Origin of the sequence: Rothia uropygioeca (genome assembly GCF_004136585.1) — a bacterium.
Taxonomy (GTDB): Bacteria; Actinomycetota; Actinomycetes; order Actinomycetales; family Micrococcaceae; genus Rothia.
The window spans coordinates 206,770-225,290 of sequence record NZ_NOIR01000001.1 but is presented as its reverse complement, the minus strand read 5'-3'; the positions used below and the strand labels follow the sequence as shown (position 1 = coordinate 225,290).

17 protein-coding genes are annotated in these 18,521 nt (G+C 59.4%); 5 read left to right on the top strand and 12 right to left on the bottom strand.

All coding sequences use genetic code 11. The features are described 5' to 3' along the window. Window positions 1-41 precede the first annotated feature (41 nt). Window positions 42-416 (top strand): YrhK family protein, encoded by a 375-nt coding sequence (locus EWR20_RS00995; protein WP_165000917.1) that lies wholly within the window; start codon window positions 42-44, stop codon window positions 414-416. A 42-nt stretch (window positions 417-458) separates the two neighbouring features. On the opposite strand, the gene EWR20_RS00990 is transcribed toward EWR20_RS00995, so the two are convergent. Together EWR20_RS00990 and EWR20_RS00985 are read right to left on the bottom strand one after the other, a co-directional pair. Next, window positions 459-1,544 carry an NAD/NADP octopine/nopaline dehydrogenase family protein gene (locus tag EWR20_RS00990; RefSeq protein ID WP_129358352.1) on the bottom strand — a complete coding sequence of 362 codons (1,086 nt, stop codon included), beginning with the start codon at window positions 1,542-1,544 and terminating at the stop codon, window positions 459-461. 61 nt (window positions 1,545-1,605) lie between these two features. Next, on the bottom strand, window positions 1,606-3,198 hold the full coding sequence (locus EWR20_RS00985; RefSeq protein ID WP_129358351.1) for an AbgT family transporter: 1,593 nt from the start codon (window positions 3,196-3,198) through the stop codon (window positions 1,606-1,608). Window positions 3,199-3,358: 160 nt separating this feature from the next. Here EWR20_RS00985 and EWR20_RS00980 point away from each other — a divergent pair, with 160 nt between their 5' ends. Then, window positions 3,359-4,021: a GntR family transcriptional regulator gene (locus EWR20_RS00980; protein WP_129358350.1), complete on the top strand. Its 663-nt coding sequence runs from the start codon at window positions 3,359-3,361 to the stop codon at window positions 4,019-4,021. 50 nt (window positions 4,022-4,071) lie between these two features. Here the strand turns inward: EWR20_RS00980 and EWR20_RS00975 are convergent, their stop codons facing one another. Continuing rightward, window positions 4,072-4,989 (bottom strand): NAD-dependent epimerase/dehydratase family protein, encoded by a 918-nt coding sequence (locus EWR20_RS00975; RefSeq protein ID WP_129358349.1) that lies wholly within the window; start codon window positions 4,987-4,989, stop codon window positions 4,072-4,074. 113 nt (window positions 4,990-5,102) lie between these two features. On the opposite strand from EWR20_RS00975, the gene EWR20_RS00970 reads away from it, so the two are divergent. Continuing rightward, complete coding sequence (locus EWR20_RS00970) at window positions 5,103-5,777, top strand: TetR/AcrR family transcriptional regulator (RefSeq protein WP_129358348.1); 675 nt, start codon at window positions 5,103-5,105, stop codon at window positions 5,775-5,777. A 16-nt stretch (window positions 5,778-5,793) separates the two neighbouring features. Here the strand turns inward: EWR20_RS00970 and EWR20_RS00965 are convergent, their stop codons facing one another. Then, the gene (locus EWR20_RS00965) at window positions 5,794-6,390 is read right to left on the bottom strand and encodes a TetR/AcrR family transcriptional regulator (RefSeq protein WP_129358347.1); all 597 of its coding nucleotides are present in this window, start codon (window positions 6,388-6,390) and stop codon (window positions 5,794-5,796) included. An 84-nt stretch (window positions 6,391-6,474) separates the two neighbouring features. Between EWR20_RS00965 and EWR20_RS00960 the strand changes: the two genes are divergently transcribed. Further along, the gene (locus EWR20_RS00960; protein WP_129358346.1) at window positions 6,475-7,998 is read left to right on the top strand and encodes an MFS transporter; all 1,524 of its coding nucleotides are present in this window, start codon (window positions 6,475-6,477) and stop codon (window positions 7,996-7,998) included. Between the two features lie 424 nt (window positions 7,999-8,422). Here the strand turns inward: EWR20_RS00960 and EWR20_RS00955 are convergent, their stop codons facing one another. The 8 genes from EWR20_RS00955 to EWR20_RS00920 all read right to left on the bottom strand — a co-directional run bounded on the left by EWR20_RS00955 (window position 8,423) and on the right by EWR20_RS00920 (window position 17,108). After that, window positions 8,423-9,175, bottom strand: a complete 753-nt coding sequence (locus EWR20_RS00955) for an ABC transporter permease (RefSeq protein WP_165000916.1) — start codon at window positions 9,173-9,175, stop codon at window positions 8,423-8,425. After that, window positions 9,172-10,089, bottom strand: coding sequence for an ABC transporter ATP-binding protein (locus EWR20_RS00950; RefSeq protein WP_165000915.1), 918 nt, complete (start codon window positions 10,087-10,089; stop codon window positions 9,172-9,174). The genes EWR20_RS00955 and EWR20_RS00950 overlap by 4 nt, the downstream gene beginning before the upstream one ends. 14 nt (window positions 10,090-10,103) lie before the next feature. Next, the gene (locus EWR20_RS00945) at window positions 10,104-11,555 is read right to left on the bottom strand and encodes a YcaO-like family protein (RefSeq protein ID WP_165000914.1); all 1,452 of its coding nucleotides are present in this window, start codon (window positions 11,553-11,555) and stop codon (window positions 10,104-10,106) included. A gap of 1,108 nt (window positions 11,556-12,663) precedes the next feature. Beyond that, the gene (locus EWR20_RS00940; protein WP_129358342.1) at window positions 12,664-13,368 is read right to left on the bottom strand and encodes a CPBP family intramembrane glutamic endopeptidase; all 705 of its coding nucleotides are present in this window, start codon (window positions 13,366-13,368) and stop codon (window positions 12,664-12,666) included. Then, the gene (locus tag EWR20_RS00935; RefSeq protein WP_165000913.1) at window positions 13,365-14,168 is read right to left on the bottom strand and encodes a SagB/ThcOx family dehydrogenase; all 804 of its coding nucleotides are present in this window, start codon (window positions 14,166-14,168) and stop codon (window positions 13,365-13,367) included. Before EWR20_RS00935 ends, EWR20_RS00940 begins: the two co-directional genes overlap by 4 nt. After that, window positions 14,161-14,940, bottom strand: a complete 780-nt coding sequence (locus tag EWR20_RS00930; protein WP_129358340.1) for a nitroreductase family protein — start codon at window positions 14,938-14,940, stop codon at window positions 14,161-14,163. The genes EWR20_RS00935 and EWR20_RS00930 overlap by 8 nt, the downstream gene beginning before the upstream one ends. A 13-nt stretch (window positions 14,941-14,953) precedes the next feature. Further along, window positions 14,954-15,385 carry a TOMM precursor leader peptide-binding protein gene (locus tag EWR20_RS13075; protein WP_366150730.1) on the bottom strand — a complete coding sequence of 144 codons (432 nt, stop codon included), beginning with the start codon at window positions 15,383-15,385 and terminating at the stop codon, window positions 14,954-14,956. A gap of 1,198 nt (window positions 15,386-16,583) precedes the next feature. Then, window positions 16,584-17,108 (bottom strand): DNA glycosylase AlkZ-like family protein, encoded by a 525-nt coding sequence (locus EWR20_RS00920; protein ID WP_165000912.1) that lies wholly within the window; start codon window positions 17,106-17,108, stop codon window positions 16,584-16,586. Window positions 17,109-17,207: 99 nt separating this feature from the next. Between EWR20_RS00920 and EWR20_RS00915 the strand changes: the two genes are divergently transcribed. After that, window positions 17,208-18,455, top strand: a complete 1,248-nt coding sequence (locus tag EWR20_RS00915; protein ID WP_129358337.1) for a glutaminase — start codon at window positions 17,208-17,210, stop codon at window positions 18,453-18,455. Window positions 18,456-18,521: the final 66 nt, after the last annotated feature.

Sequence of the window (18,521 nt, the reverse complement as noted above, 5' to 3'; positions counted from 1 at the left end):
CCCGGCCGGCGACTGTTGCAGTTTCGCGGAGAGTCTTCATCGTGGTTTCTCATGACCTTGGATCGTCCCTCCATGAACCTGCTGTTGATTCCGATACCGTGACGAGGACCGATCCGGCTGCTTACCATGGGGGCCAATCGGGATCTGTCACGAAAGGGGCGATGAAGATGCGGTGGACCATCGGCAAGCTTGCACACGATTTCCCTTGGTTCCACCGTTGGATCGGCCTGATCGGTAATACGCTCTTCGTTCTCGGGAGTATCTTCTTTCTCTCGCCGGGGCTTATGGATGCAGGGACCTGGATCTTCATCGCCGCATCCGCTGGAATGATGTTCGACAGCATCGGTGAGAAGCTCGTACGCCGCGAGAACGAGACGCGAAACGCGGAGCCGGGAACAATACGCGACACGCCCTGACGTGAGCGGCCGCAGCGGCGTTTGGATTGCGTGCGGCCCGGCTCATTCGGGGAACTCACCGGAGACGAACGCCCCCTTGATGGCCTCGGCGTCGCCACCGAGGAGGCCCAAGGTCGATGCCGTGCGTCCCGCAAGTTCCCAATCGCGGCCGCAGAGAACCTGACTGATGTGTACGAAAGAGTCGGTGAGGGGCATGGCGATGCCTATCTGCGACGCGATCGAACTCCATGTGAGAAGACCGAAGGGAATGTCCTCGACGAAGTAGCGGTGCTCGAGGGAGTCCGGTTCCGGGAAAGCCTGACGCCCGTATCCACCGATCACCCTCTCGACGAAGCTACCCTCATTGACCCCATACGATGTTTCGAGGAAATTCCAGAAGGTTGGCAGCTGCACGCCCAGAGCACGGCCGAATGCAATGCGTTCCTCGTCGAGCTCGTTGATTACCTCTCCGATCCGAGGGGTGACGAGTGTGTGCTGCGGCAGGCGCGCAGCATCCTCGACCGTCTTGAAGTTCAAGATTGCGGGAGGTACGTGGTAGACGGGATTGATATTCGTGAGACCGACAGCAAGGGTGTCCCCGCCGTCGACGTAGCGCCGGCCGAAGAACGGCTCCAGTCGGGCGAGTACAGTGGCCGTCTGGCGATTGGGAATGGCAGACATCGGTACCGCGTTCTTGATGGCACCGACGTATACCTGGGCCGGCCCGCGGAGTCTACAGGTGTACAGGCTGGTCGAGGTCTCGGCGACGATTCCGGGCTCTCGTTCGGCCAACCTTGTCTTCCTCATGAGCTCGAGCGCGCTGCCGAGCACCCCCGGCTGGAAGATGACCAGTTGGTCGGGTTCCAGCACGTCGGCGAGTGATTCGGACAGGTATGGGTGCGCGAATGCGGGTGCGGCCACGACGACCACGTCCACTCCGTCGATCGCGAGCGCGAGGTCCGTCGTCAACAGATCCGGTACCGCCGTACCCTCTATCTCGCCGGAAAGGGTAATGCCTCCGCGCTGCTCAATCGCAGCGTAGTCCCGTTCGAAGCGTGAATAGACACGGACATCGTGGCCGTTCAGTTTCATATGGCCGGCCATCGCCTGGCCGACGTTGCCTGCTCCGATTACTGCAATGCTTCCCATGGGAAATCCTTACGGTGGTGGTGCGAACGGCGATCTGCCGTCCCTGACATGAATGGGGTGATCAGCGGATGGGTACGCCCGGACCGAGGGGGATGCCGAGCAAGTACCACAGGACAAAGAGCACGATCCATACGATCAACACGACGCCCGCGATCGGAATCGTGAACGAGAGCTGGGTTCCGATACCTGCCCCCTTGCGAAATTGCTGGACAAAGCCGAGAGCGAGCACGAAATAGCCGTTGAGCGGTGTGATGCAGTTGGTGACCGAGTCGCCGATCATGAATGCGACCGTCGCGGCTTCCGGGGTCATCCCGACGTACATGACCAGCGGAACAACCACGGGGGCAAGGATCGACCACATTGCCGATCCGCTCGTGATCAGCATGTTGAGGATGCAGATCGAGAAGATGATGGTCAGCAGAATAACCAGGTGCGGCGCCTGGAGCGAGCGGAGCAGGTCTGCGCCATTGACGCTGATGACGGAGCCGATATTCGTCCAAGTGAAGTAGCTCAGGAACTGGGCGACGACGAAGAAGAGCACGAGCACGGGCGCCAGAGAACGCACGCCCTCGGCCATAGCAGGCGGCACGTCGCCCAGCCGGGGGATCGTGCCTGTGATCCTGCCGTAGGTGATACCCATGAGCGCAAAGATGATCGAGATGAATATCGCTATGTACTCGACGACGTACGAGTCGAGTAGCCCACCGTTCTCGCCGCGGAAAGGCGATCCGGGCAGCAGCATCAGGACGATCACGACGACGCAGACCGCGAAGACCACCGCCGTGGCCGCGATGGCGCGCATCTCGGTCTTCGAGAGCTTGATCGTGCCGATCGAGGCCGTGGTGCTGTCCGCAGTATCGGTGTTGAACAATTTGTCGGCTACTTCGAAATCCCCATCCAGCTGAGAAGAGGAGAATTCGGGTCTGCGAGCGAGGACGCGATCCACGACTATGGCAATCGCGGCCGCGAGAACGACCGATGACGTGGCGGTGAAGAAGTAGGTCGCGACCGGAGTCATCACGTAGTCCGGATCGACGATCTGAGCCGCCGCCGTCGACAGAGACGACCGAATGGCATCCTGTGGCGTAACCAATGGGCTCGCATTGAAGCCGACGGCCGTGGCCGCATAAGCGACCATGAGACCCAGGACCGGGCTACGTCCGGCTGCGCGGAAGGCGAGGGCTCCCAGCGGAATCATGACCAAATACGCAGAATCGCTCATGATGTGCGCGGTCATGGAGCTGAAGGCGATCGCGAACGTCAGCAGGCGTTTGGGAAGGCGGCCAACGGTACTTCGAAGAAGCGCGGTCAGGAGCCCACTACGTTCGGCGACACTGACGCCCAGGAGAACGACGACGACCATCGCCAACGGCGGGAACGTCGCATAATTCCTCAACGCATTCTTGATCGCGTACTGGGCGCCTTCCACAGAAAATAGGCTCTTCACGGCAGCCGTGTCTCCCGAGGAGGGAAGCGTGACCTTCACGTCCAAAGAGGCAAGGACGGCACTCACCGCCCCCAAGGCAACGATGAGAATGACGAATAGCCAAAAAGGATGCGGAAGCCTGTTGCCTGCCCTTTCAATGGCGCTCAGAGCACGGTAGAAGCGGTTGAGCGGAACGCTCTCGATCACATCGTCTGACGTCTTCGTCATCCTCATCGCCTTGCCTTGGGGCCTGCACTGCCGAATGAATCGGCCGCGGGTGGAGGTGAACCACCTGAGATCACGGTGACATTCCCGTGATATTTCTGATAGACGCTAGACTAGGGCCCTAAGGAAGTCAATAGTCAACAAAGGCGGAACGGAGGCCGGCATGGAGCGTCAGATGTCGATGGCGGATCGGGCCTATGAGGCGATCAAGCGAGACATTATCCAGTGCAACTTGCGTCCGGGCGCGGTCATCGTGGACGCATGGCTCGCCGAGAAATACGACATGAGCAAGACGCCAATCCGCCAGGCCATCAATCTCCTTGAGCGTGAAGCCTTGGTAGTGGTCATTCCCCGCCGAGGTACTTTCGTCAAGAGCGTGGATTTCACAGAGGCACAGGATACGTACCGTTTACGGGCACTGCTCGAACCAGAGGCTGCAATCCTGGCGTCCCGCCGCGCAACCACCGAGGAACTCGATGATCTCGAGACGTTGAGCGAAGCAACGGTGAGTGCCGGTTCCGACAGCACGGCCAGGAACGAAGCAAACCGGATCTTTCATGTCCGCATCGCAGAGTTGGCCCGCGTACCCGTCCTCTTGCGAACCGTCACCGCCCTCAATGAGGAAATCGAGCGATTCCTGAACCTGCGCAAGGAACTCGGCAAGCCGTATACCGCGGTCAACCACGGGCGGCTCATCGACGCCATACGCAGTGGCGACGAGTCAGAGATAAGGGACGTCGTGACCGCGGGCATCGAAAGGGCTCGGGTGCATATGCTCGAAACCATGTTGGACGGCGGAGCCTTCTCCGCCACACGACCGTCCTGAATGCAAACGAACGCCACCCCGAGGGCCGATACCCGGATGCGAGAGTCTCGCTATCGGGTTCTGGTCGCCTCGAGGCCCGCCTCAAAGGTAGTGGCCTTGAGACCGTGTTCTTCGGCGAGAACCCCCGACCGGAGAATCGCGGGGCGGTTCCAGAGATATGCCTGATTCTTCAATTCCGCCATCATTGGACTGACCAACCCTGCAGTCCTCAGCAACACGTTCGGTACGGGAAGGAGCCTTTTGTACCGCACGCCGGAACGCAGGGAAACCAGCTCGTTGAGATCCTCCAAAGATCCCGTTTCCGGTGAAGGAGTGTGAAGAATTCGGTCGCCGGCGGGAGCGAGTGCCCCTGCGTGCATCGCCGAATAAATCATCGCGGAGGTGAGGTCCGGGATGTACGTCAGCGTGTGCGGGAGGCTCGGATTCCCCAAGGCATAACCCCGCTTGCCCTGAGGACGCGGGACAAGCACGGCCAGATGGGCCACCGACGTCGCAGGCAAGGCGGTCGGCCCCCAGAGATCCGACGCCACAACACTGACGGTACGGGCCCGATGCTGTTCTCGGGCGGTCAACAATAATGCCCTGACCTCGCCCAACGGACTGCGCGGACTCAGCTTGGCCCCTTCCGGCAGATCGACCGACTGGTCTCCGAAGCCGTAGACCGATTCGGGGAAAATCACGGGAATGCCCGCATCTGCCGCAGCGTCCATGACCGCCCGTTCGCGACTCGGCAGGAATTCCTTCCACTTTTTCGCGTCGTAGGCCGTGTGGACGCAGTGGAAGACCGCCGCGACTCCGGCCATCGCCTTCCGGAGCAATCGGCCGTCCAATACGTCCCCGCTGAGGACGTCAGCTCCCTCCACCGGCGAATCCCGACGCCTCAATACAACGACGTCGTGACCGCCCGCAACCAGATCCGAGACCAGTTGCGAACCGATTTGCCCCGCGCCGGTGACGAGAAATTTCATGATGACCACCCTTCCGAGAGCACTGCTCTCTGTTTGATGACACCAGACTATTCTCAAGGCCGACACTAAACAAGAGCGGTGCTCTCGGTTATTGAAAATGGCACACTGAAACCATGAACACCCCACATCAATCCAGGGCAGAGTCCAGAGCCCAGATGGAGTCGGCCATCATCGCAGCAGGTCGAGAACAGCTCGTTTCCCGAGGAGCAGCAAACCTCTCTTTGCGCGAAGTGGCGCGGACAATCGGCGTCGTCTCGTCCGCGGTGTACAGATATGTAGCCAGCCGGGACGAACTGCTCACACTGCTCGTGATCGACTCCTATTCTTCCCTGGCCGACCACGTGGAGGGGAAGATCGAAGCATCGGAAGCGCCCGCACAACAGTTTCGGGCTCTGGCTCTCGGGATGCGTGAATGGGCAGTGGAACACCGTGAACAATGGGCTCTGATCTATGGCTCCCCCGTTCCCGGGTACGCGGCACCGGCCGAGAGGACAACAGGTCCGGGCACGCGAGTGATCGGGATGTTCCTCAGTATCTTTTCAGCAGCCGAACTCCGCTATCCCGAGCCCAGCAGGAAATTCGCGGAGCGTCTCGATTTCGAGCTCGCCGGACTGGGAATCGATGCGTCTGCAACTCACGCCGCATTCGGAATAGAAGCGTGGGGAAGCATCGTGGGATGCATCAGTATGGAAGTTTTTGGGCAATTGGGCCCGGGACTGGACGGCCACGGGACGGAGATCATGGGCCGAATGATCGACTCGCTCACCGAAAAACTCGGTGCCGCCTAAGACCAGGGCACCTTGCTCAGCTGGCGTTGCCCTTGAGCCTGTCCACTACCTCCAGAAGATCTTCGAGGCCTCGCGAACTGACCAACGAAACCCCGAGGGCGGTTTCCGGGGCGGGGGCCAGCACGCCATCGACCGATCCGCCGGCGAGCGCAGCGTTGTAGTACAGGCCATCGCCGATCAGAAGTATCGCGGAGGCAATCACAGGCTCCCCCACCTCTTCCAGAATGATGTTGTACCAGTCCGAGTGGATGCGACTCATCGCTTCACGCGCCTTGGGCTGGGCCTCTTGCCCCAAACTCAAAACCGCGACAAACGTGCGATCAATGGGTGCACCATGGCTCGATTCGTTGCCGAGATAAAAGGCCGAGGAACGCACGTAATATCTGGAGGGGCCCTCCGGGGACGCCCGCATTGCCGCGTTGTCGTCCGCGGCATATTCCAGGAGCCGCTCGATCAACCCGTCGGCGAGGGAATTCTTGTCCTTGAAGTGATAAAGCAGTCCCCCTTTGGAAACCTCGGCACGAGCGGCAACTGCGTCCATCGTCGCCGCGCGCTCCCCCTCGGAAATCAGGATCGATTCATAGGCATCCAGGACACGACTTTTGGCACTCATGATGTCGACCATACTGTCTTGGCACTAAACCGTCCAGACGGTACAGTAATCGTCATCTACTGCCGTGCCGTGAAGGGAAAAGTCATGTCCACCGCCTCAAAGCGCCGTGCCGGGCCTCCGCCGCTGCACGACCGCCGTTGGATCGCGCTCGTCGTCCTGATGCTGCCGGTTCTTCTGGTTGCGGTGGACAACACAGTCTTGGCATTCGCATTACCGCCCATTTCGGCAGCCCTGAACCCAACTGGAACGCAGTTGTTGTGGATCGTCGACGTATATTCTCTGGTTCTGGCGGGTCTTCTGGTTCCGATGGGGAGTTTGGGCGACCGCATAGGTAGGCGTCGTCTCTTGCTGATAGGCAGCACCGGGTTCACTATCATCTCGGTCGCCGCGGCCTTCGCCCCGAGCCCGGGCTGGTTGATCGCAGCACGGGCCGCCATGGGGCTCTTCGGCTCGGTGCTTATGCCGGCCACCCTGTCGCTGATCCGCAATATCTTCGTGGAACCGAATGAACGCCGGAAAGCCATCGCCATTTGGGCGGCAGGATTCTCCGGCGGCGCTGCCCTCGGCCCCATTCTGGGTGGTTTCCTCTTGGAACATTTCTACTGGGGTTCAATCTTCCTCTTGGCCGTACCGATGCTTGTACCGCTCCTCGTCTTCGGTCCGCTTCTGGTTCCCGAGTCCAAGGACCCGAACCCAGGCCGCATCGATATTCCGAGCATTTTCCTGGTCATGGCGACCATGACGCCCCTGGTTTACGGCATCAAGGCGTTCGCGAGCGACGGCTTCGGGATCGACGCCTTGCTGTGCCTCGTCGTGGCGGTGGGTTCGGGCATTTGGTTCGTCCGCCGCCAACTGGGTCGGCACGACCCCATGTTGGACGTCCGCCTCTTCACCAACTCCGTTTTCTCAGGTGCGGTCAGTGCAAACCTGCTGAGCGTGTTTTCCCTCGTCGGATTCTTGTATTTCGTCTCCCAGCATCTACAGCTCATCAGCGGAATGACACCGATGCAGGCCGGCGTCGTCTTGATCCCGGGCCTCGCGGCCACGATCGTCGCGGGACTGGCCGTGGTACCGATAGTTCGTCGTTTCAAGCCGTCGCACGTGGTCGCCGGCGGGCTGACCCTGAATGCCGTGGGGTTCGGAATCATGGCCGTCGCGGGTCCGGCGGGATCGGATTTGGGTCTGATCCTGGCCTTTGTGGTCCTTGGCGCCGGAATCGGGGCCGCGGAAACCATTTCGAACGACCTCATTCTGGCCGCGGTCCCGGCGCACAAAGCCGGTGCGGCCTCCGCGATCTCGGAAACTGCCTACGAAACCGGCGCCGTCCTCGGCACCGCGGTATTGGGGTCGATACTCAATGCCGCCTACCGAACCAACGTCACGGTGCCCTCAGAGGTTCCCGAATCCGCTAGGAGCACCGCGAGGGAAACCCTCGGGGGTGCGACCGAAGTCGCCTCCCAGATCGGGGGCCCCGCAGGGGACGCACTGTTGAGGTCCGCTCGCTCTGCTTTCGACTCAGGTGTGGCGCTGACCTCGGGCATCGGCGTCGTGCTGATGATCGCTGCGGCGATCATCGCCCTGCGGACTCTCCGCGACGCGAAGTCCTAGGAGCACTTCGGGCGACACAAGCGTCAGCGTTTCATCCATTGCCACTCAGATACTCACGTGCTGCGTCTTGTCCCTACTCTTCATTGTCAACGGCGGGTCCTTTGAGGATCTTCTCCGCCATACGGCCCTGAAACGCCTTTCGGACTCATTGAAGTCATGATTTCCCTCGGTCTCATCATGCTGGCGTTGCATTTCTGGATAGACGACATGCTCTGGCGGGCTTTGGTTTCCGCGTGCTCAGTACTTCGCGCTCGTGGCATATTCCGCGCTCATGAACTCCGTATTTGCCGTTCTGAGCAAGCGGGAGAACGGAAAATAGGATGAGTCACCTCGGGTCAAGCCGAACAGGCATCGTCCACTTCTCGAGTTGGGTTTTCGCCGCCGAACGGATGGCGGAGGTGGACACCTCGGCGTCGTATTCGACCTATACGTCCTCTCGACGCCGCATCAGCACGCGGGCCAGAATCACCGCCAGTACCAATACGACGGCAAGGTAGAGCACGCTGCCGGAATCGATATCCTGCCCCTCGATCCAGAACGGAGCCAGTGCTTCCGTGAGGCGATAACCAGGAAGCCACGCGGCGATTTCCCGCAGTATTTGGGGGAATGAGGTGGTTGGGAAGAGGACCCCGGAGAGGAACAAGAACGGGAAGAAAATCACCGAGCAGATCGCCTGGGATCCGCGCGGGGTACCGGCCAATGCGGCGATGCACACGCCAAGGGCAAGAAACAGGGCGACGCCGAGCGCAGCCACTCCCAACGCCGCCAATGGAGCCACCGGGAGCTTGACCTGCCAACCCAACTTCAGCGCAAGATATGAGACCGTCCAACCCAAAAGGACCATAAGCAACAAAACTGCGGCGTAGGCACCCATCATCAGCCCCGGACCACCGGGGCGAAGACTGGAGCCGGCAAGCACACGAGATTCGATCATCGAGGCCAGCCCGACACCCATACCGAAGAGCCCGACAATCATCGTGAATATAACCCCCGCGTTCACGCCCAAGGTGTCCACGACTCGGTATCCGGGAAGCTCGTCCCCGATGATTTCATCCCCGAAAGCGAGTGCCTGCACCATGACGATGACGAACGGGACCACGAGATTGAATACCGAAGCCACCGGTTCTCTCACGAAACCGAGAGATTGATTCCGAAATTGCAAAAGAAACGGCTTCATTGTTTCTCCTCTAGTCCATTCGGGCATCGATAAGTATGCAAGTACACGTCGGAAAGGCGCGGCGACCGCTCACGCACCTCGGCCCCATGCGCGGCATCCAAGGCCTGGATCTCGCGCCGCAAGACGTCGACGTCGGTGTACCCCACCAGGGCAGTCCCTCGATCACGACTCAATATTGAGCGGGCCGAGGCGCCCTCGTCGGGCAGTAGGCCCAGAACGGAGGCCGGCATCGAGACCACACCCACCAACCCAGCGGAATGAATAAGGTTGGTGACCGAACCATCCGCCACGATCCTGCCGTCCCTCATGATGATGACGTTGTCCGCGTAATCCTCGGCTTCGGACAAGTCGTGAGTGGTTGCAAGAAGCGTCGTCGAGGTTCCCTGCATAGCCCTCGACAACGACTCCCACAGGGAAAGACGACTTTCCAGGTCGACACCGCTCGTTGGCTCGTCAAGCACGATCAGGTCCGCATCCCCGAACAGACACCCGGCTACCAAAACGCGTTTCTGCTGACCGCCACTGAGCCTCCCGTATCGCCGTTTCAGGAGATCCTGAATGACGAATTGCTCGGCAATGGTCTCAACCGAGTCAGTTCCCTGACCATAGAGGGCAGCAAGGTAGTCGAAGTGCTCACGCACAGTGACCTGCGGGTGAATTGCGCCACCTTGAAGACACACTCGGATGCGCGGACGAAGGGAGGGGTCGCCCGGGGCTTTGCCGAGCACTGTGATCTTTCCTCTGGTCGGTGTCCTAAGCCCCACGAGGGACTCGACGGTCGTGGTCTTTCCGCAGCCGTTCGGGCCTACCAGAAAGTACGTGCTCCCTGCGGTCACCGACAAATCCACACCGTGCAGAACCTCGCGCCCTTGATACGTTTTGGTGACGCCGGAGAGTTCGATGACGTTATTCATGGTCGTTTCTTCCATCACGGATACGGGAGGGGCAGGACCTGGCCGTCCTCCTGACGGAGGTCGGCGCGAACGTTGGACAACCTGGGGTGCCCCAGCATCGGACGCGACTGGAGAAATGGCGTCGTCAATTCCGGAACGAAAACCTTAACTACGCTCAGGCTCTTCCAGTCAGGATGCGAGTAATCAAGAATGATCGGGTCAATTCCCGATTGGCTGAGTTCGTCGGTCAGGATCTCCAACCGCTCCGCCGTTGATAGCTTGCTTCTGTGCCGTTGCTCGATGTCGAAGAGTTCTTCACCCGCTATTTCCTCGCCTTTGAAATAGTGGTCCAGATGACGGGCGTTTTGCTCCAAACCGTAGAACCCGATCGCTTGGAAAAATAGCGTCATCTCGCTGAGATGACGGTCTTCGTCCCAGTCGAACATCGTGCGCACGCTGCGCCCGACGGAGGAGCCTGGGGCCACGTTGGCTAGGCTCAGGGTGCTACGCGTCTGTCCGAATTCAGCTGCGGCCTTCCTGACGCCAGTGAAAGCGCTGAGGTCGCATCCCCCACCCGCGCAATAGCGCCGTCTGGACAACCAGTTCTGGAGCCCAACGAAGCTGAATGTGCTCGCACTGCACACGTCAGACGGGTGTCGTAGCAAGAAGGCATGCGAGTGATCGTGTTCAAGGCGATCCGCAAATCCGCCCAAGAGGCCCCGAGTCGTTGCATCGAGAGTTACGACATCAGGTGGATTCGAGGTGTACCACGACACGTTGACTGCGTCCCGTTCGATGACCTCGGTGAGGCCGTGATAGATCGCGTCCCTGTAGGAGACGTGACACGACAACCCTCCCGAGACCGGGTACCCCACCAACTCTTCACCGGGGTCGAAAATGTGCACCATGTCGACCAGCTGCGCTGGGACCCAAATGTCTTCGCGAGAGACCAATCGTCTGCCTCGGACCCACTGGACAGGCACTTCTCGAGTGAAAGGGGCATAAAGAAACCCTTCCGTAGCGTACTGCCACTCGCTGAACAGCGAGACCGCCTCAGGGTCCAGGGCCGGAAGTCCCATATCCTCCAGGTCATTCCAGGAGCCAACGATACGGCGGCTCGGCATTTCCGGAGCCGTCGCCACCAGTCCAGCGACCACACGTTCGAGCGATTCTCCAAGCGTCGACAAAGTAACGTCCGCGATGGCAAACCCCTTGCCTCCGCCGAAGAGGGTATCGTTGACGCCCGGTTCCATGGACGGCTGCCCGTACACGTCTTGCAAAAGGCCGTCGATATCTATTAGCTCCGCGTGTCCGGCATATCCACCTCCTGCTGGTTCTCCAGACCCCAAAAACGAACTCGCTCTCAGAATGGGTCCATACTGTGGAGTGACGTGGCGCAACATGTCACGCAAGGATGCCACCGAGTTCCCTTCGACGACTCCCGGGAAAGTCGCACCGGGGTTTTCGGGGATGGCCGTGATCCTCATACTTTCCTTTCGTCTGATAGCTGCGTCCTTCGCTGCACATCCTCTTGAACTTCGTTCATTGAACGCCGACATCCGCCCACGACAATCTCCTGCACATGGTGTCGAGCATTGGAAATTGACCAGGTAGGTGCTTCAACCAACAGAGCGTCGAACCGAGATCCGGGGGTTAGCTTCCCCGCGTTTAGCTCAGGGAATGCACGGTATGCGTTTCCTGTGGCTGCGCAGAGAGCGGTATCCGCACCATAGGCCATTTCAAGCAGACCCATTTCCTCCCACAAGGACCGCCCAGGTATCACCCCGGGCCACCCTGCCGCTGAGGACGCTAAAATTCCTTGCTCGCACGGAAGCATTCCCTCAGGCTCATTCACGGCATCCAATGCAGGGCGTGAACCATACATTCGGTTCAGGACATGTCGAGCCGCGCGCTTAGCAATAAAATTTTGTTCTCCAGCAAAGTTTTCAAGGTAAGGCAGAAAAGCTCGTGCCTCCGTGCAGTCCCCTCGCGCGGCTAGCCCTTCAACCGACCAGAGCTGTCTAGCCAGTAATTGAGGAGCCCACCACGTCCCCCCTCTCCGCTCGATCTCCAGTCCAGGGAGAGTCACTCCGTCACGGTCACGGCTAACTGCACGGGGCACGGTTTCCCCCAATGTAGAGTTGACTTCCCGTTCAAGCGAGATAAAACCCGATCCAGCGCTGACTAACCATTCAGCAACATCGTTGACCTCATTGTCCGATACCTCAATATCGCTACGAGACGCAGCACGGCGACAAATCCTCGGCCCACCGGCCAGATAGTTGATTCCGCCGTGACGTTGGAACCACTGACTGGTTTCCCAGGATGATCCCACATCGACAACCGAAGTTACGCCATAGGCGAGACACAAGGAGACAAAGGCTTCCTCAGGAGATCGAACTGTTGTTCCCGTCACCGGTCCCGCAACGTAGCCTTCCGGTCGAACCCCACAATCTACAAGCCCCGGAAGGACCAACGGAACCGACATCGCACCGGGTGATCTCCCCTGTCGAATGTGGTGAATCCGCTCGTCCCCTATCACTGTGACGTCCTCGTGCCATGCGTCTCCATCAAACAGACGTCTAGCGTGAATCGTTATAGGTTCCGGCACTCTGACCGCCTTGACGCGATGATGGACAGGGTGACATTCAGAGCGAGATGCGCAAGAGCAGCGGCTATCCATCCCCCAAAGAGTGCAGCCCAGACGAGAGCTGAGCCTACTATCAGCTTGATAGCGATTTGCCTGAATCCGTAATACCAGTGTGAGATACCGAAGACTACAGCGACCAGGCCAGCAGCGACACTCTTAGGAAGGCCCCAAATATGCCACATGGAGCCCAGGGCCAAAGAACGAAATATGTACTCTTCAAGAACTGCCACGAGGGCTAGGAGGGCAATCTGGTTCACGCCTTGTCGCGCCCACACAGGAAGGGCACCCTCATATTTTTCAGCAGCTTTCCTTCGGGCAAGGTCGTCACGACGTCCAAAGAATAGCCTCTCAGCCACAAGCTCAATGAGAACACTGACCACAAACGCCGACGCGGCCCCACCTAGGATTCGCACTATGGATGGCTCATGGAGAGAGGGGAAGTGAAATGCACGGCTTTCACCCTGTGCTATCGATCCTACGACGGCGATGACCGCCAGTGTCCCGATCCACCATATGAATCCGGAGCTCTTGAATTTCTCCATCCCCCCGGGCCGGCGACGGGCTACCGGGTATCCGATGAACCCCATCGCAGCGATCTGAATAACTGGTGCGGCAAGCGCAATAATACCAATGAAGTGCTCCGTCATCATGTACGGGATCCAATCGCAATACTTACCAAGGGAACCTGTTCTGGTTCCAAAACAAGAGTCTCGGACAGCAGGGCTACAGGCAATGAACCGAGAATGCAGGCACGGGTCTCCAACGCCGTAGCCACCAACTCAAGATGACCGGCCGCGACACCCGCGTCGGTCAAGCAGAGTTTTGAAGCCATAACACCGTATTTTCGGTCCACCCGTTCCGGGTTGCCGACCAGCACAACTATCGCGGCGGCTTTCTCCAGCCAAGTCATCGAAGGCAACGCGGCCGCGATTTTTTCAGTTACTGCCCCGATAAATGTCTGGACTAACCCCCGCTGATAGTCGTAGTAATAACTGCCTTCTGCGAGACCGTCCACGTTAAGCGCAAGACAGTAACCGTCTACCGAGGCCAGCCCTCCGGCAGAGGCACAATATCGGAGCGGAGCACCACGCCAGTCGTAAGCTATCGTTTCTTCACGTTGCCCCAGAGTCCAGGCCAGTATCGAAGTCATAATATCCAGGGAGAGCGGAGAATCCCCGAAATCTCGCCGCGAAGCCCGCGCCTTCACCACGTCGAAGAATCCGTGGCTCGACTGCATTTTGGGACCGGGTCCTGCAACGGATTCGCCCTCAATGACCCGGCGATAGGTGGGTGGTGTCGGAAACGATGACTTCGGCTCTGAGACCAAACCGGTGACCATATGCAGGATCTTTCCTGTCATGGTCTCGTGGTCAATGTCGTTTTCACGAGCAATGATCTCTAGTGACTCGGCCAGGCGAGCGGACCGGTCAAACGCATCATTCTCATGCATTGACGGTTCCTTCCGTCTTGCACATGCCTGAATCCCGTTGATAAGCCAGACACATCGGGGCCCGCTCCACACCATCGAGGGAAAGGACTGAGCAGAGCGCATCGTCGTAGAACTCAGTGGTCCAATCCCACCAGACGGAGTTTGAGCGCGACAACCGAGTCTTAAGCCATTCCTGAGCAACACCTGCTTCGAGAAGTGCTCGTCGAAAACCTCGCAAACCACCGAAAGCGGCAAGGCGCCCCGGGACACTGGAGACGATCAAAATCGCACCAGTTGTCCCCTCGTCGAAAGTACCGAAAGGCGCCACTCTCTGCGAGAACAGCTGTCCGAGGTCATCTGAGCTCAAGGCACGGTACCGGACGAACTGCTGATTCATGAGGACGTAACAGATCCTGCCAACGACCAGATATATCTCGGTCGACATTCGCCATTCCTCGTAAGGCAAAGGAAATTGTTTAACGGAGAAACCGAGAATCCGTGCCACGTCGTCTTCACTCAGAGCGCCATGCCCTTCCGGACCTCCTGGGCCTGAACCCGCGAAAGGTTTATGCAAGGTATCCGCCAGCCACTGTCCGATCTCCCGAACCGATTCAGCCGGAATCAGTCGCGTTGATCGCACCGGCTGATCAGTGACCTGGGCGTTCTGAAGTAAAGTGTCTCCCAGGCGTGCGACGGGATCCCAATCGTTCATCCTCTCAAGCCATACCGCATCGGGGGTTTTCCGGGCGCAGAGGGAAACCTGTTCATTGAGGACTCTCTCATCTTCATGCATGATAAGTCTCCACTTAGTACAACGGGTTTCGTGCCATGGGTTGCATTGGCATGCAGATCGGACACCGTGGTAGACGCATCACTGAGTGGTTCGAAAGCTCTGACGTGGTTGCTCGACCATGAAGGACCACGCCCCCGCGACTACTCGTACCCCTCAGGGAAAGTTCAAGCAATGCGGGTGCGAGGGTGGCCGCAAACGCCTCTGCTGCGACATGCTTATGCTCGCGGGACGGTGATACCGCATCTGAATTCCCACGCTGTCTTACACGCAACAGAGTCTCGTACTGTTCCCGATCTGCGCTTGAACGAGCCCACTGTCGTTCTGTTTCCCACATACACGCTGTTTTTCCAGGGACAACGTAAGGGCCGACGGTGTAGTCCGACCCATCGATGCTGGCGTAAAACACAGGAAGTCGGTTCCTTATTGCGTCCCGATTGAAGATCATCAACCCAGTACGTGCATAGGACTCACCGATGAACACTATGCCCTGGCGAGGTGCATCAGGGCTGTGCGGGGGAGTGTCGGCGACCGGTTCAATGTCACCCAAACCCACGTCCTCGGGGTTCGTGAGACGCAACGGTATGCCCCACGAACTTGCAACCTGAAGAAATGGGCTCGCATCTATTTCAGCGGCGACGGTTAATTCGGACAGGAGCCTCGGATCCGGCAGCTCACCGTAACGAACGAAGGTTGTCCAAGCTCCGTCGCTCTCCGGCAGAGATTCGTCATCAAGTCGCTCAATAGCGCCACCCGACTCCATCTCGAGAAGCATTGATTTCAGGTCATCGACCCCTATTTCTTCTCGAAGATCCTTGGATAATTCTTCAGCGCTCCGCGCCGAATGGCGCAGTTCTGCAACAATCCGCGCAGTCAATCCTCGTCGCAGAGGATCGTTAATCAACAAACTGAACCCCTCGAGGGCTCCCCCTTTGACAAGAACCTCATGGGGTGACTGGGGTATGTAGGTTGCTGAAGGAATGAGGGAATACCGATGACCCACTTTTTCCTGCTTCTCTCAATGGCCGTGCCGCAAGGCCACCACCGACGAGTTGTCGATGTGACCCTTACGAATGAAAGACAAGACCGAATGCGCCCGCAGTACGCAATGGCAGCGGGCGCACTGGCACTACGCGACAGCTAGGAGTCCACCGGTCAGTTCCGCGGCGTCTAGCGTGGAACATGCCGCTTCTGCGCCACCAACCGCAGAACAACAGCAGCAACTACATGTCCAGCAGTGACAGCACGAGCTACAGCAGGCAGCAGCCGGTATGAGGCTAGAAGCAGAACGGAGGGCATCGGATCCAATGATTGAAACCTGCACAAGCTATCCTTCCCTTAGTATTGGCCGGGTGTTACCTAAGTACTTCAGGTAAGCCGTATGTTAATAGCTGGTTCTTCAAAATCTGTACATTACGCATCGTTACGCTCTGCGGCCGGGCGGCCAGGCTCGCGTTCATCCGCGCGGTAAGCCTGGTCGCCGTTGTCACCTTGCCGCTCAGGGAATGGTCTCGGAGGGGAGCGGCGTCGCCGTCTTCTCCGAGATCTGCGCCGCATTCAACCCGGAAACGCACAGAACCCCGACGGCCGAACTAGGGGCCCGGAAGGAATCGGCGTAGGGCGATCAGCTCAGATGAGGGAAGGCTTCACCCACGAACAGGCATCGTCCACGTTTTGAGTTGGGTTTTCGCCGCCGAACGGATGGCGAAGGCGGACACTTCGGCATCGCACTCGAAGTTCTCGATCTCCACGGCCCCTGCTTTCGCCCGTGCCGCGACCCGGCCGACCAGCCGGCGCCCCGCCAGGATGGGCATCGAAAAATACCTGAACTCCCGCGCCGTAGACGGCTTGTAGGCTTCCAAAAGACAATGCTTTCCGAACACGTCACGCAGCCTCGCCCGCGTCCTGATCAGGGAGTCAAAGGGAGACAACACCGTCACGCCCAGCGACGGCCCGGAAGACTGACCTTCCGTCACCTCAGCAAGCGCTTCCGGGTCAACGAACCAAACACCCTTGGATCCTTCAACCCGTATGCGCTCGTATCCGGCGTCGTCGGCTACGGCCGCAACGTCCACGTCGCCAGGGATGCGGAAATAGTCCCCGACGTCATTGACCGCGGCTCTCCCCAGCCCGCCCCCCCCGGTTGGATCACGGTCACAGAGGCACGGCACTGCTCCCCCGGGCGCCGCCCCCCACCCGATGAAATAGGCTCGTGACAGGCCAACATCCTCCGTAAAACGTTGAACCCGCACCGATCCCGAAAGGAACCCTTGGAGTCACCCGTACGTAAGTACCTGCACCAGCTCTACAAAGAGACGACCGACATGGACGGGGGTGAACTCGCCGATTACATTCCAGAACTGGCCAAAGCCGATCCGGACGTTTTCGCGATCGCCCTCACGACGATCGACGGTCGCACCTATTCCGTGGGCGAGGACGAACGAGAGTTCACCATCCAGTCGATTTCCAAGCCCTTCTCCTACGCCGCCGCGCTCACGGACCGTGGCCTGGAGGCCATCGCCGCCAAGGTCGGCGTGGAGCCCACGGGCGAGGCCTTCAATGAGCTGTCTCTTGAAAAAGGCACGAACCGGCCGAAGAATCCCATGATCAATGCTGGTGCCATCACGATTCACAGTATGCTCGCCGACGCCGGATCCTCGCTCGAGGAACGGGCCGACCACACCGTCGAGTTTTTCTCTCGTCTCGCAGGGCGCAAGCTGGAGATGGATCATTCCGTCTTCCGGTCCGAGCTGGAAACGGCCGACCGGAACTTCGCCCTGGCGCACATGCTCAGGAATTTAGGCGTCTTCGAGGAGCACGCCCACCAAGCGGTCGCCGGATACGTCGCGCAGTGCGCTATCAAGGTCAATGTGCGGGACCTGGCTGTCATGGGCGCCACTCTGGCCAACCGCGGCTTGCACCCCTTCACCGGCGAGCGCGTAGCGAGTCGCGAAGTCGCACGGCAGGTCCTAGCCGTCATGGTCTCCGCCGGAATGTACGACGCCTCCGGAACCTGGTTCTCGGATGTCGGCATCCCTGCCAAATCCGGGGTCTCCGGCGGGATCCTCGGCGTCCTGCCTGGCCAGGTCGGCATCGGAGTCTTCTCCCCACGACTGGATTCCAAGGGGAACAGCGTCCGCGGAGTCAATGTCTTCAATAAACTCTCCCAGGACATGGGCCTCCACTTGCTCGACGCCGGAATTTTCGGTTCGAACACAATCCGTTCGGTCAGCGAAGGCGAGGATGAGACCGTAGTCCGTCTCCAGGGGGTCATCCAGTTCTCGGGGGCCGAGGCCATCCTCCACCGCATGGCAAACTTGGAATGCGATCCGGGGACCATGGTCTTTGACCTGACCAAAGTCACTCGACTGGACGAGATGGCCCGGCGCATGTTCCTCGAGGGCCTGCGGCGCCTCACGGCAGACGGGCACCGCGTCGAACTCATCGACCCCGACGATGTCCTCCCCGACCCGGACTTGGGCGGAAATACCTATCCGATTCAGCGGGAGACGACGTAGCCTCGGGACCGGTCTTTCTGGGACCGCACCGACGACCTTCGAGTAGCCCCTCACGAGAAAGGCTGT